The organism is Natrialba asiatica DSM 12278, assembly GCF_000337555.1.
Classification (GTDB): Archaea; Halobacteriota; Halobacteria; order Halobacteriales; family Natrialbaceae; genus Natrialba; species Natrialba asiatica.
This window is the reverse complement of the sequence record NZ_AOIO01000040.1, coordinates 354,048-367,207: the sequence shown is the minus strand read 5'-3', so window position 1 is coordinate 367,207 and position 13,160 is coordinate 354,048. Positions and strand designations below refer to the sequence as shown.

At 63.8% G+C, this 13,160-nt stretch carries 11 protein-coding genes; 7 read left to right on the top strand and 4 right to left on the bottom strand.

What is annotated here, in order from left to right; translation table 11 throughout:
* Positions 1 to 210 precede the first annotated feature (210 nt).
* Both pheS and pheT read left to right on the top strand, forming a co-directional pair.
* Positions 211 to 1,758 carry a phenylalanine--tRNA ligase subunit alpha gene (gene pheS / locus C481_RS19340; protein WP_006111028.1) on the top strand — a complete coding sequence of 516 codons (1,548 nt, stop codon included), beginning with the start codon at positions 211 to 213 and terminating at the stop codon, positions 1,756 to 1,758.
* The gene (gene pheT / locus C481_RS19335; RefSeq protein WP_006111027.1) at positions 1,758 to 3,551 is read left to right on the top strand and encodes a phenylalanine--tRNA ligase subunit beta; all 1,794 of its coding nucleotides are present in this window, start codon (positions 1,758 to 1,760) and stop codon (positions 3,549 to 3,551) included. Before pheS ends, pheT begins: the two co-directional genes overlap by 1 nt.
* 49 nt (positions 3,552 to 3,600) lie before the next feature.
* Here the strand turns inward: pheT and C481_RS19330 are convergent, their stop codons facing one another.
* Both C481_RS19330 and C481_RS19325 read right to left on the bottom strand, forming a co-directional pair.
* Positions 3,601 to 6,498, bottom strand: a complete 2,898-nt coding sequence (locus C481_RS19330) for a M14 family metallopeptidase (RefSeq protein ID WP_006111026.1) — start codon at positions 6,496 to 6,498, stop codon at positions 3,601 to 3,603.
* A 373-nt stretch (positions 6,499 to 6,871) separates the two neighbouring features.
* Positions 6,872 to 7,069: a hypothetical protein gene (locus tag C481_RS19325; protein WP_006111025.1), complete on the bottom strand. Its 198-nt coding sequence runs from the start codon at positions 7,067 to 7,069 to the stop codon at positions 6,872 to 6,874.
* 236 nt (positions 7,070 to 7,305) lie between these two features.
* Between C481_RS19325 and C481_RS19320 the strand changes: the two genes are divergently transcribed.
* Positions 7,306 to 7,614, top strand: a complete 309-nt coding sequence (locus tag C481_RS19320) for a non-histone chromosomal MC1 family protein (protein ID WP_006111024.1) — start codon at positions 7,306 to 7,308, stop codon at positions 7,612 to 7,614.
* Positions 7,615 to 7,719: 105 nt separating this feature from the next.
* On the opposite strand, the gene bluB is transcribed toward C481_RS19320, so the two are convergent.
* A complete protein-coding gene (bluB, locus tag C481_RS19315) occupies positions 7,720 to 8,388 on the bottom strand; it encodes a 5,6-dimethylbenzimidazole synthase (RefSeq protein ID WP_006111023.1) in 669 nt (222 codons plus the stop codon).
* 413 nt (positions 8,389 to 8,801) lie between these two features.
* Between bluB and C481_RS19310 the strand changes: the two genes are divergently transcribed.
* A complete protein-coding gene (locus C481_RS19310) occupies positions 8,802 to 10,124 on the top strand; it encodes an MFS transporter (protein ID WP_006111022.1) in 1,323 nt (440 codons plus the stop codon).
* Here C481_RS19310 and C481_RS19305 read toward each other — a convergent pair.
* Positions 10,121 to 10,861 (bottom strand): bacteriorhodopsin, encoded by a 741-nt coding sequence (locus tag C481_RS19305; RefSeq protein WP_006111021.1) that lies wholly within the window; start codon positions 10,859 to 10,861, stop codon positions 10,121 to 10,123. The genes C481_RS19310 and C481_RS19305 overlap by 4 nt on opposite strands.
* A gap of 319 nt (positions 10,862 to 11,180) precedes the next feature.
* Between C481_RS19305 and pheA the strand changes: the two genes are divergently transcribed.
* The 3 genes from pheA to C481_RS19285 all read left to right on the top strand — a co-directional run bounded on the left by pheA (position 11,181) and on the right by C481_RS19285 (position 13,074).
* Positions 11,181 to 11,999 (top strand): prephenate dehydratase, encoded by an 819-nt coding sequence (gene pheA, locus C481_RS19295; RefSeq protein WP_006111019.1) that lies wholly within the window; start codon positions 11,181 to 11,183, stop codon positions 11,997 to 11,999.
* A 104-nt stretch (positions 12,000 to 12,103) separates the two neighbouring features.
* On the top strand, positions 12,104 to 12,559 hold the full coding sequence (locus C481_RS19290; protein ID WP_006111018.1) for a peroxiredoxin: 456 nt from the start codon (positions 12,104 to 12,106) through the stop codon (positions 12,557 to 12,559).
* An 89-nt stretch (positions 12,560 to 12,648) separates the two neighbouring features.
* On the top strand, positions 12,649 to 13,074 hold the full coding sequence (locus C481_RS19285; protein ID WP_006111017.1) for an Hsp20/alpha crystallin family protein: 426 nt from the start codon (positions 12,649 to 12,651) through the stop codon (positions 13,072 to 13,074).
* Positions 13,075 to 13,160 lie beyond the last annotated feature (86 nt).

Below are 13,160 nucleotides of genomic sequence, written 5' to 3'. Positions count from 1 at the left end.
CGGTGAACCCGCGGTGATCCACACCGGGTTGTCGCGGTGAAACCGGTCACGGGACGCCGATGAGCGGCTGTTGCCGCAGTGGCATCGGGACGGAACGGTCGCGAGACGCGAGAGGGTCGTCACACCCGCCGTCGCTCACTGCACTCGCTACCGCCATCGATTCGAGTCGGAACCGCTAACTGACCGCCACGCAGCCATCTATACAAGCGAATGCAACTTCCAGCAGCACAGGTCGCGGTCCTACAGGCCGCGAGCGCGGACGACGCAACGTCCGTCGACGCCATCGCCGAGGCGACCGACTTACCCCCCGAGACCGTCACCGGCGCGGTCTTCGAACTCGAGGACGAGGGACTGGTCGCCGTCGCGGAACGCGTCGACGAAACGATCACGCTCACCGACGAGGGAGCCGAATACGCGGCCGGCGACCTCCCCGAGATCCGCCTCTACGAGGCCGCGCTCGAGGCGGGAGCCGACGACGACCCCGTCTCGATGGGACGGGTCATCGGCGCGGCCGAACTCGACGGCAACCAGGTCGACATCGCGCTCTCGAACTACGCGCGCAAGGGCTACGGACAGATCGACAGCGGCGAGATCACCGCGGACCCGAACGCCGACCCGAACGCCGACGCGGAGGCGAACGCCCTGTCGGCGCTCGAAGACGACGGCGACGGCAACGTCGACGGTGACAGCGACAGTGAACTCGCCGACGAGTTCAGCGACGAGATCCGCGACCAACTCGAGCGCCGCGGATTGCTCGAACTCGCCGAGACGACGACCCGCGAGGTCACGCTGACCGACGACGGCGTCACGGAGCTGATGGCGGGCCTCGAGACGGCCGAGACGGTCGGCCAGGTGACGCCCGAACTCCTCACGGGCGGCGAGTGGGAGGACGTCGAGTTCGCCGAGTACAACGTCGAGGCCGACGCCGAGCAGTTCGAGGGCGGCCGGGTGCACATCCTGCGCCAGACGGCCGACCGCGTGAAGGACGTGCTCGTCGGCATGGGCTTTCGGGAGATGGAAGGCCCGCACGTCGACGCGGACTTCTGGATCAACGACAGCCTGTTCATGCCCCAGGACCACCCTGCCCGCACGCACTGGGACCGGTTCGCCCTGGAGCGGCCGACCCACATCGACGAGTTGCCGGCAGAACTCGTCGAGCGCGTCGAGCGCGCCCACAGGGAGGGCGTCGGCGAGGACGGCGAGGGCTATCACTCGCCCTGGGACGAGGACTTCGCCCGGGCGCTCGCGCTCCGCGGGCACACGACTTCGCTGTCGACGCGCTACCTATCGGGCAGGGAGATCGGCGAGATCGAACCGCCGGCGCGCTTCTTCAGCGTCGAGAAGGTGTATCGGAACGACACGCTCGACCCGACGCACTTGCTCGAGTTCTTCCAGATTGAGGGGTGGGTGATGGCCGAGGACCTCTCGGTCCGGGATCTGATGGGTACCTTCGAGGAATTCTACGCCCAGTTCGGCATCGAAGACATCCAGTTCAAACCCCACTACAACCCCTACACCGAGCCGTCGTTCGAACTGTTCGGGACCCACCCGACGACCGGCGAGTTGGTCGAAATCGGAAACTCGGGCATCTTCCGCGAGGAGATGTTAGAACCCCTCGGCGTGGAGTGCGACGTGATGGCCTGGGGACTGGCCTTAGAGCGCCTGCTCATGCTGATGTACGGCTTCGAGGACATCCGGGACATCCACGGGACGCTGTGTGACCTTGAACTGCTTCGCGAGACGGAGGTGACCTACTGATGCCAACGGTCGATATCGACCCCGACGAACTGCGCGAACTGACCGGCCACGACGAGAAATCCGACGGCGAACTGCAGGAGGACCTGTTCGGCCTCGGACTCGAGTTCGAGGGACGCACCGAAGACGGCGCGTTCGAACTCGAGTTCGCGCCGGATCGGCTCGACCGCCTGTCGGTCGAAGGCGTGGCCCGCTCGATGCGCTACCAGTACGGCGACGCCCGCGGCGTGCACGTTCCCGCGACGAACTCGGCCGAGTGGACCATTCGCGTCGACGAGTCGGTGCCGGACGAGCGGCCGTACGTGACGGGCGCGGTGATCCGCGACATCGATCTCGACGAGGAGAGCCTCGACTCGCTGATCCAACTCCAGGAGAAACTACACGCGACGATGGGCCGAAAGCGCGCGAAGGGCGCGATCGGGATTCACGATCTGACGATGCTCCGCGGAAGCCCGGCGACCGAAGGCAACCCGACCATCGAGTACGTCGGCATCGACCCCGACGGGGACCGCTTCGTGCCGCTCGACTCGGACGCCGAACTGACGCCCGCCGAGGTGCTCGAAGAACACGACACGGGCCGGACCTACGCGGACCTCGTCAGCGAGTACGAGCGCTACCCGGCGATCTACGACGACATCGGGCTGTTCTCGTTCCCGCCGGTGATCAACGGTCGGCGAACGGAGGTCACGACGGACTCACGGGACCTGTTCATCGAGATGACCGGCACCGACCAGTGGACGATCGACAAGATGCTGAACATCGTCTGCTACGCGCTCGCGGCCCGCGGCGCGACGCTCGAAGACGTCGTCGTCGAGTACGAAGACGGCGAGTCGGCGAACGCGGACTCGAAAGGTAGTCGGACGCAGTCCGGCGGCAGCGGACTCGTCCGCCCGGATCTCTCGACGCGGACGAAGACCGTCCCCCACGGCCGCATCGAAACCATCCTCGGAATCGACCTCGATCCGGACGAGGTCATCGACCTGGCCGAACGTTCCGGCCTCGACGCGACGAAACAGGAGGGTGGATCCGGAACCGACACCACCACCGATGCCACCGCCGACGAACTCGTCTACGAGTTCACCGTTCCGCCCTACCGGGTCGACGTGCTCCACCCGCTCGACGTCATCGACGACCTCGGGCGGGCCTACGGCTTCAACGAACTCGAGCCGAAGTACCCCGACGTAGGGACCGTCGGCGGTCGCCACGAACGCTCCCGGCTCGAAGACGCGACGCGCACCCAACTCGTCGGCCTCGGCTTCGAGGATCTGCTGAACTTCCACATGATCAGCGAGGGAGAGAACAACGAGCGTCTCGACCTTGACCCCGACGCGGACGTCTACGGGGCTGGCGAACCCGCGACGATCAAGGAACCCTACAGCGAGGACTTCACGATGTTACGGACGTGGGTCATGCCCTCGCTACTGATGGTGTTAGAGCGAAACACCCACCGCGCGTATCCCCAGCACCTCGCGGAGATCGGCTTTACCGCCGTCGTCGACGAAACCGAGACTATCGGCGTCGACGAACGCCGCCACGTCGGGGCCGTCCTCGCGAACCACGACGCCGGCTACGAGGACGCCAAGGCGCGACTGCAAGCGCTCGCCCGTCGGTTCGACGTTGAACTCGAGACGCCGCCGACGGAACACCCCACCTTCATTTCGGGTCGAACGGCGGCTATCGTCATGGACGACGAGGTGGTCGGCGTGATCGGGGAGGTTCATCCGAAAGTCCTCGTCGAACACGATCTGGAAGTACCGGTCGCGGCGTTCGAGTTCGACCTCGCGGCGCTGGAGTAGTCCGCGTTGCGAGGCGGCTGGAGGACGCCACGAGAGCGACGCTGCGGGGCTACCGAATCTCCCCGTACGTCCGCACGAGTTCGCCGTCGGCGTACCGGCATTGTTCGAACCCGAGCGCATTACACAGGAGCGTATGGCCCATAAAGGACACGGCGTAGTCGGCCATCCCGAACGGGTGGAGTTCGGTCTGCCGGGCGGGCGGCAGCACCGAGCCGACGACCGAAATTTCGCTGTCGCCCGCCGAGAGCGTCCCGGCGCCGACGCCGAACTCGAGGTCGGTCGGTTCGCCGTCCTGCAGATCGCCGACGGTGAACGTGCCGGCGACGGAGCCGCCGGCGCGCTCGAACGCCTCCTGGTCGACGATCGTCGCGGGCTGATCGACGCCGGTCGTGTACCCCAGCTGTGAGCCCTTCCAGATTTCCTGCTGGCGGGGCCTGATGTCGGCAAGTAACGGGTGTTCGAAGTCCCTGTTTTCGAGGTTCGCGAACGGGAGCAAGACGTCGGCGATGTCGCCGGCAGCGACGTCGGCGGCGTCGCCGATTTCGAGTTCGGCGAGCAGATTCACGCCCGAATCCGTGAGGACGAGGTCGCCGCCAGCCTGGACGAACTCTTCGATGGCCGAGACGTACCGCGAGTCGTCGATACCGTCGTCGTGGGAGACGACGAGTTTGTCGTAGTGGCGCTTTCCGGAGTTGCCCCGCAGGAGGCGGCCGACGCTCACGTGGTGGACGCCCATGTAGTCCACGTCGCCGTCGACGACCGACTCCTCGAGGTCGGCGAAGAACCGCATCGGATTGACGGTGTAGGGGCGCTGTTCGTAGCCGAGGACCTCCCCGGGGTCGGGAATTTCGTCGTCGTTTTCGACATCGAGTACCGTCGTGAGGACGTGTACCTCGGCGTCGCTGTCGACCTCGACGGTCCACCGGCCCGCTTGCGGTCGGCGGACGAAGGCCCCTTCGAAGTCGTGCGTTCGGACGTCCGAGTCGGCCGGATCGGCCTTTGTCTCGATGTCGACCTCACGGACGACGGTTCCCGCGGGATCGCGGACGCGAACGGTGCCGTCGGTCGCGTTCTGCACGCCCTCGAGATCCACGAACAGCGAGTGAGAGGCGTCCGTGGTCTCCGCGCCGACGCGTGACTGACCGGACGGACCCGGCCGGACGACCTCGTGGCGTCGCCGTACCGCCGTCCCGCGGTTCTGATTCTGAGCCCGTCCGCGGCCGTCGTCCCTACCTCGACCCGAATCGACGCCCGTGTGGGGCAGATCGGCGGACGAGCGCGTGAGTTCGTCCGACGTGACGTAGGCCGTATCCCGCCCGCCGGTCGCGACGGTCGCGGTCGTGTCGCGGGCGGCCATCTCGGCGAACTCGCGCATCGAGAGTCGGTAAGCCGTCGCGTAGTGGCGCGACCAGTAGGGTTTCCATTCCTTCTGTGCGTTCATATAGTGATTCGAGAGGACGATCTCCGGGGCGACGGTAATCGCGCCGAGTCCCCCGTCCGCCTCGGGTTGGCCGGCCCACCCGAGCAAGCTGCCGGTGATCTGGTAGGCGAGCGAGTCGTAGATCGATCCCCAGTCAAAGAGACCGTTGAAGCTGTCACCGTCCGGCACGAACGGCACGCCGTACATCTCCTCGCCGGCCGTCTCGATGTCGTCGGCGATCGCATCAACGTCGCCCCAGTGATCCCGCATTCCCTCGCCGACCCGGATGTTGACCTCGTCCAGATCGTGGGTCCCCTCGTGCTCGAACGACGCGTTCGTCTCGAGGTTGAACACCAGGTGGTCGGCCGTGTACATCCCGTGGTAATCACAGAGGAACGCCACGTTCTCGTACCCCCGGAAGTGCTCGACGATGGCCAGCGAGTCCGGCACGAGTTCGGTGAACTCGTCGGGTGCACCCTCGGGTTCGGCCGGGCGGAAACTCGGGTTCGTCCACCCGATAGTCGGGTACTGCCGGTTGGTGTCGATCGGCTGGCCGTCGAAGGCGCTCGCGTTGCCCCGCTGGAAGTTGGTGTCGTGGGCCTCGACCCACGGAATTTCGGTCTGCGGATTGCGCGCGACCCAGCCGTCGGGGTTGGTAAACAAGAATACGACGGCGATGTCGTCGAGCAGGGGCTCGAACGCCGCCGCCTCCCCGCGTGCGAGGTCCTCGAGGAGCCGGCTACCGGCTTCGACGCCGGCGCGTTCGTCGCCGTGAATGCTGAGCGAGAAGACGACCTTCTCCTTCCGGGCGAAGGCGGTCTCGTCTCGAACGTCGTTCGTCACCTCCGCGACGTAGACGTCCCGCGGGTCGGATTCCTCGCCGGTAAATGCGTTCGTCCAGCCCGGCGACTCGCCGATATCGCGGACGCGGACGCGGTCCGAGAACGCGTCTTCGAGGCGTGCGAGCGCCTCGACGGTTTCCTCGTAGGAGATGTAGTTGCGCGCCGCCTCGACCGGCGGAAAGACGCCCTCTTCGTAGGGTGCCTCGATCGTCCACCACGGGTTCGCTCCCGGTGCGAAGTCCATGGCGTCGATGCCGTCGCCGCTCAGGTCGAGCACGTCCTCGACCTCGGCGGCGGTGAGGTGGGCGTGCGCCGCGAGCGTCGGCTCCTCCCGGGTGACCGCCTTCGGTGCCCGGGACAGTTCCGGATCGGGTTCTTCCTCGTACTCGTCCGCGAAGGCGTCGAACGCCTCCCGCTCGCCGAACTCGATGACGGTCGCGGCCTCGTACGTCTCCGGCGTGTGGTTGACGACGAAGGTGAACTCGTCGGTGAGCGCGTCGCCGGAAACGTCGGCGATGGCACTGCCGGGAAGCGCGAGCGCGGCACCGGTCGTGGCCGAAAGGCGGAGAAACGTTCGTCGATCGACGGGGCTATTCGTGAACCGTTCGGCGGGAAGACGCTCGTCGCCAGCAGCCGACCAGTCCGTCGCATTGCTCAGGGCCTCGTTATCTGTGTCGTCTGACATTCTCGATCACGTGGTAGTTACCCACGGAAATAGCCCACAATGATCCTCGATAAGTACGGTGTGGAAAGAGCGAACGTCTCTGGAACACGTATACTTACAACGGCGGACGTGCTCCGATCGGAACTCGATCGCAAAAGTCGATCGCTGCGGCGAGTGCAACGGGCAGTAGTCAACTACTCAGACGGTCTCTTGTACCGATTTCCCGGCGCAACTGCAGGACGCCGCGGGTGCGCCGGAACCGGCCGATAGCAGTCCGTGTGAGTGCCGTCTTCTCGAGAAACGAGCGCGGCCGAACGCGAAACGGACCCACGCTCGTGCTGTAGCGGCGAGTACGTTCGATGTACGACGCTGCCGTCCGTCGTTCAATAGTTGATTAAAACTCGTGCTCGACGTCTTCCTCGTCGGCTTTCTGAATGATGATCTTCCCGTCCCGGACCCGAACGAAAACTTCGTCGCCGATATCCATCCCCGCGACTGCGAGTTCATCCTCGTGGAGATTGAGGTGGACGTTGTGATAGTTACCGTCTTCGTCTTTCGCACCGCTTGGACTCAACTTCTTTTTCCGTACCATCGCGGGATTCTATGACGAACTTCGCCGTAGGATATACTTAAGTGTTTTCGACGCCCTGGGGAATGACCTTATTACACAGTAGTTTCGCGGACAATTACGGGAGAGCGGCGACCGGCGGAGCGAGATAGTGCGAGGAGGTGACTGACGAACGTACTTAAAGATACCGGCACTGTCGGTCGATTTTCAGGGATATATTTATGTCGGGTCGTGTGCTGGGTTGGCATGGAGGCAAAACCATGGTACGCGAAGACGGTAAACGAAACTTTGCGCTGCGAGCGTCGAGCGGGGAAGAGGAAAGCGTCTTTTCGGGGAACACTCCCCGGCAGGCCGCCCTCAAGGCGGCACGACGGCTCGAACCGGGCTCGAGCGAAGACGCAGCTGATCGAACTGAACTCAGGCTTCGTGAGAAGGGGACGGATAAAGTCCACATCTACGACGGCTGGGCCTGGGAGGAGACGGCGCCCGACGATAAGCCAGACTGGATGCCCAACGAGATCACGGAGGCGAATGTTTCGAAGAAGGGTATCGACCACCTGGACGAGTAACACGTATTGTCGGCGATTTCGGGGGGACGAGTCTGTGAGTGGCATCTCTGGCGGGGAGCAACTATCCAGTGACGACGGGTAACCGGGACCGGATGGCAACGCAGGTCATCGTCCCTGCGGTGCCTTTTCGGGGTTCCACTCATCGTAGTGAATCAGTTGCTCGCCATCGAGACGGTCACGCCATCCTTGCTCTTGCAGGACGGGTTCGGCAGGAAAGCCGTTTCTGGGGTACCCGACACAGAGGTACGCGACGGGATGCACGTGGTATGGAATTCCCAGCACATCGCGGAGTTCGTGGGGGTAGAGGAACGATACCCATCCCACACCGATGTCCTCACTTCGGGCGGCCAACCAGATGTTCTGAACGGCAAGACACGTCGAATAGACGTCCATCTTCTGCATCGTGTTGCGACCGAGGACGTGAGGCGCGTCACGGGTTGGGTCGCAGGTGACACAAATATTCACGGGTGCATCGGCGATGCCTTCCAGTTTCAACGCGCCGAAATCAGACCGCTGTGGCTCTTGGTACCCTTCGCGTGCAGCCGCAATCGCTCGTTCAGCGATCGCTGCAACCTCGGTTTTTGTCTCCTCGTCCTCGATGACGATGAAGTCCCACGGCTGGGAGAAGCCGACGCTGGGTGCGTGATGTGCAGCATCCAGAATTCGTGCCATCGCTTCCTCGGAAACGGGATCGGCACTGAACCGCCTGATATCGCGTCGCGTATAGATCGATTTATAGACGGCTGCTCGCTCGTCTGCAGTGAATGAAACCATAATTGTCACACATCAGTTCTACTTGTATACCAGTTTTGGGACGATCGATCACAAGCGCCGGGTTCGTCGCTCATCGCTGTTCCCACCGCTGCGCCCATCACTCGTCAGACTGGGGCGCGTGAGAAGGGTTTACCAACATTGTTTAGACGGAGGGACGCCAGCGGAGAATCCAACGATTGTCGAACTTCTAGGGGCAATAATACGGGTTAGGGTAGTACCGCAGCCAACATACATTTCATACCTATCTAAGAACTAAACCTATATGTTTGTATGCGTCCAGTATTCTCCGCCATATGAGTACAACTATCCGCCGTCATTCGAGTTCAATTGGGGAACGACACGATTCGAACCACAGTCGTGGCGTGTTAGTCTCACTAGAAGCGCCCCCGACAACGGGGCGGTGATGCGTGTCCATGATCGACGGTAAATGGAAGAATCTGATACTCGCGACGCTCATGTTCAACCTGGGGTTTACGATCTGGTTCTCGTTCGCCCCGTTTACCGACGACATCGCCACCGAGTTCGGACTCTCGGTCGCTGAACTCGGGATCGTCTCGAGTGCAGCAGTCGTTGCGGTTCCGGCTGGCCGACTCCTTATCGGGCCACTTACAGACCGATTTGGTGCACCGATAACGGCCAGTGTGACGCTCGTCATCGTCGGTGTCTTTTCGGTGATCAGCGCGTTCGCACAGACGTACGAGGTGTTTACGGTCTCGCGGGTTATCGCTTCCCTGGCGGGAATCACGTTCGTCATCGGCATTCAGCACGTTTCGGAGTGGTTCGAAGAGGAAAACCTCGGGGCGGCAGAGGGGATCTTCGCCGGTATCGGAAACGCTGGGGCAGGCCTCGGCGCGTACGTTACGCTGCCGAGAGTCTTCGGTTCCGACTACGCCGGGCCGCTGTTCTCGACGAACTGGCGCGCTGCGTTCTTCTATACGGGACTTATCGCCATCGTTCTGGGACTCGGTTACTCCCTGTTCGGAGATGCCGCAAAGAGCGAGGCGAAACGCCGAGCAACACGGGAGAGCGCCAGTCTCCGGCGAGTGCTTTACGTGGGCACACGGTACGGTGCGATCGTGTTGTCGGCCGCCTACGTGATGACGTTCGGGCTCGAAGTCGCGATGAACGGCTGGCTCGGGACGTACTACCGCGAAGCCTTCGGCGAGGGGGATCTCGTGATTGCGGCGACGTTCGCGGCGACGTTCTCGATTGCGGCTGGCTTGCTTCGCCCCATCGGAGGCTACATTAGCGATCTCGTCGCTCGAACGGAACGATCCGTGCTGCCGTGGTTCGACGGGCGCTACCGCGAACAGTGGACGTTCACGATGCTCGTCTTCGTCGTCGTCTCGTTACTGGTGATGACGGCCGCGGGACTGACCGGCAACATCTACGTCGCGGTCGTCGCCGGCTTTTTCGTCGGCGTCGGCTGTGCGTTCTCCGAAGGAGCGATCTTTGCACAGGTTCCCGCGATGTTTCCGAACAATTCGGGCACCGTCTCCGGCGTCGTCGGTGGGATCGGGACGATTGGTGGCACCGTCTATCCGCTCGTGTTTGCCGCGCCGTTCCTTCCCAATCTGCACGTCGGATACGCGGTCGTCGCCGTCACGATGATCCCGATTCTGGCGCTCTGTTCGTGGGTCTTCCAGCCCCGGATCGCAGAGCGTGCGACCGAGGATGGCCTGGCCGTTGGCGGCGACGAACCGGTCGGTGCTGCCAATCCAGCGGGAGACGACTAATCGACGTGTTCGACGCGCTCCGTGGATTCAGGCGTGCCAGCATCGCCGAGTTCAGTATCGGACGAGAGAAGCCCGGTCGATGACGCCGTCTGTTCGAGCGCCGCGGAACTCCAGAGGACCATGCCGCCGAAACCGAGCAGTAGGATCGCCTCGACGTAGATGACGATGAGTTGGCCGACGAAGTCGTCCGCGGGGTTCAGGCTTGCCGAGAGCAGTCCGGTCACGACGAGACCGCTCCACCCGAGGACGAGCAGGTACTTGAGTTTGGTAAACAGGAGCGTTCGTTCGGCCGGGAGCGACCTCGCCGCGCGGGAGATCGGTCCGAACAGCAAGTAGAGTCCGCCGCCGAGAGCGCCGAAAGTACCAAGCGTTGCGATCATCGCGAGCGCTCCCTCGAGGAGCCAACTTCCCAGAGTAGCCCAAAGGCGACCCACGACGGCGGCAACGAACAGGAGCGTCAACCGGCGGTCAACACCTGCAACGGCGCAGGCGACGGGGAGAAGTGCAACCCACATGACCGTATAGCCGATGAACCGGATGAAATCCGTCCCGATCCCGGACACGTCGGCGACAGCCATGCACAGATAGGTGATCCCCATCGCGATCGTTGCGACGACGACGGCGTACCCGTACGGTCGAGAGCCCGGGCGAAGCGATCGCGTCCGCCAGTAGAACACGAGCGCGGCGGCGACGAGTACGGCGCTCGAGACGCCGAGGAGGGCGAGCAGACCGATCACGATCGGTTCCCCTCGACGAGTTCGAGACGTGCGATTCGTGCGGTGCTATGCTGACGGGACTGTCGTCGACGGCGGATCGAAATGGGTGGTGTGTCGTTCATCGTATTCGTATTCGTATCCGTGTCCGTGGCCGTCCATCTCCGAGCGGACTCGGCCGTAACTGCGGGGTAGTGAACACGACCGTCTCGATCCCAGATAACTGTTATCGCCGATACCGGGGTGAGAACGGCTGTGCCGGTCGCGGCGACCGCACCGAACGCCCCGGCAACGTCGGCACGAACCCCGGGTATTTTCACGTTCTCTCGGCAATGAAGTGGCGATGACCGCAGTGACACTCGGCCCCGAAGGGACCTACTCGCACCGGGCGGCACAGTCGATCGCCGACGCGGATGCGATCGACTTTCGCCAGTCCGTGACCTCGATCGTCGATGCCGTCGCGAGCGGCGAGTACGACCGCGGCGTCATCCCCATCGAGAACAGTATCGAGGGCAGCGTCACGGAGAGTCTGGACGCACTCGCCGAGTACGACGTGGCCGTCGTCCGCGAAATCGTCACGCCGATCAAACACGCGCTGCTCGCACAGGGCCCCGACTTCGAAACGATCGCCAGCCACTCGCAGGCCCTCGCCCAGTGTCGTTCCTATCTCGATCGGGAGTACCCCGACACCACCCTCGAAGCCGTCGCGAGCACGGCCCAGGGCGTCGAGTTCGCCCGCGACGATCCGTCCGTCGCCGGCATCGCCCACCCTGCAAACGCCGCCGGGGACGCCGCACTCGAGGTGCTGGCCGAGGACATCCAGGATCAGGACTCGAACGCGACGCGATTCTTCGCGGTCGCACCCGCCGAAGATCGGTCGAAAGGCGGCGGCAAGACGACGCTCGTCGTCTACCCGAACGCGAACTACCCCGGACTGCTGCTCGAACTGCTCGAACCCTTCGCCGACCGCGACATCAACCTCACCCGCGTCGAATCCCGCCCGAGCGGCCAGCGCCTCGGCGACTACATCTTCCACGTCGACATCGAGGCCGGCCTCTACGAGGCGCGAACGAGCGAAGCCATCGCCGAACTCGAAGCGCTCGCCGAGAACGGCTGGGTCCGGCGACTCGGCTCGTACGATATGGAACACGTCGTCGAGTGAGACCGGTTCGCCGCCCGCGGACGACGACATCGACACCGACACCGACACTGACACCGACCGCAAACTGTTTTCCCTCGTCTCGCGGACACACGACCGAAGGAACGATGACACTGACAACAGGTGACGACGCGCCGACCGTGACAGCGCCAAACCAGAACGGCGAAGAGATTTCCCCCGCGTTCGACGATCCGACCGTCGTGTACTTCTACCCGCGCGACGACACGCCCGGCTGTACGACCGAGGCCACGCAGTTCCAGCGCGAACGCGAGACCTATCGGGAGGCTGGCGTCGAGGTCTACGGCGTCTCCACCGACGACGTGGCGTCTCACAGCTCGTTCGCTCAGTCAGAAGAACTCGAGTTCGATCTGCTCGCGGATCCCGACGGCGAGGTCGCCGACGCCTTCGGCGTCGAGGTGGAGGACGGGACAGCCCCGCGAACGACGTTCGTCCTCGCCGATGGCGAAATACGGGCCGTCTACGAGAACGTCGACCCGGACGGGCACGCACGCGAGGTACTGCTCGACGCACTGGACGACGACCTGGCGACGCTCCCCGAGTAGACGGGTCGCCCCGCTCGAAGAACTCGCAGGCCCGTTCTGTTGTTTTATCACGGGCAGAATTTATCCACCTCGAACACCTAGGTGGACGTATGCGACGAAACCCGTTCGACGAAATCGAGGAGATGCTCGACCGCGTCAGCAAGCAGGTCGAGGAAGGGATGGCAAGCGGCGGCCTGCAGGTCCCCGGAACGGTACCGGTCGACGTGACCGACACCCACGACGAGTTCGTCGTGACGGCCGACCTGCCGGGCTACGAGGTCGAGGATATCGACCTGACGCTCACGGAAGGGACGTTGCGACTCGAAGCGAACCGCGCCGAGGAAGCCGAGTTCGCGGACGACGGGGGGCGATACCTCCGACACGAACGAACTCGAAAGACGGCGAACCGTCGGATTCGACTGCCGGAACCGGTCGCCGAAGACGAGGTGTCGGCCGGGTACGAGAACGGTGTGTTGACCGTCCGACTGCCGAAGGAGTCGGGGGACGAGGAGTCGAAGCAGATCGACATCGAGTGAGTGATTGGCGGACGACGACGCGGGGCACTTCTTTCGGTCGGCGGCAGCGGCACGTGCCCAACGTGATAGTACTTTTACCCGTTCCA

Excerpts from the sequence above, each read along its gene's own strand:
- pheS (WP_006111028.1), top strand. The coding sequence starts at position 211 with ATGCAACTTCCAGCAGCACAGGTCGCGGTCCTACAGGCCGCGAGCGCG.
- pheT (WP_006111027.1), top strand. The coding sequence starts at position 1,758 with ATGCCAACGGTCGATATCGACCCCGACGAACTGCGCGAACTGACCGGC.
- C481_RS19330 (WP_006111026.1), bottom strand. The coding sequence starts at position 6,498 with ATGTCAGACGACACAGATAACGAGGCCCTGAGCAATGCGACGGACTGG.
- C481_RS19325 (WP_006111025.1), bottom strand. The coding sequence starts at position 7,069 with ATGGTACGGAAAAAGAAGTTGAGTCCAAGCGGTGCGAAAGACGAAGAC.
- C481_RS19320 (WP_006111024.1), top strand. The coding sequence starts at position 7,306 with ATGGTACGCGAAGACGGTAAACGAAACTTTGCGCTGCGAGCGTCGAGC.
- bluB (WP_006111023.1), bottom strand. The coding sequence starts at position 8,388 with ATGGTTTCATTCACTGCAGACGAGCGAGCAGCCGTCTATAAATCGATC.
- C481_RS19310 (WP_006111022.1), top strand. The coding sequence starts at position 8,802 with ATGATCGACGGTAAATGGAAGAATCTGATACTCGCGACGCTCATGTTC.
- pheA (WP_006111019.1), top strand. The coding sequence starts at position 11,181 with ATGACCGCAGTGACACTCGGCCCCGAAGGGACCTACTCGCACCGGGCG.
- C481_RS19290 (WP_006111018.1), top strand. The coding sequence starts at position 12,104 with ATGACACTGACAACAGGTGACGACGCGCCGACCGTGACAGCGCCAAAC.
- C481_RS19285 (WP_006111017.1), top strand. The coding sequence starts at position 12,649 with ATGCGACGAAACCCGTTCGACGAAATCGAGGAGATGCTCGACCGCGTC.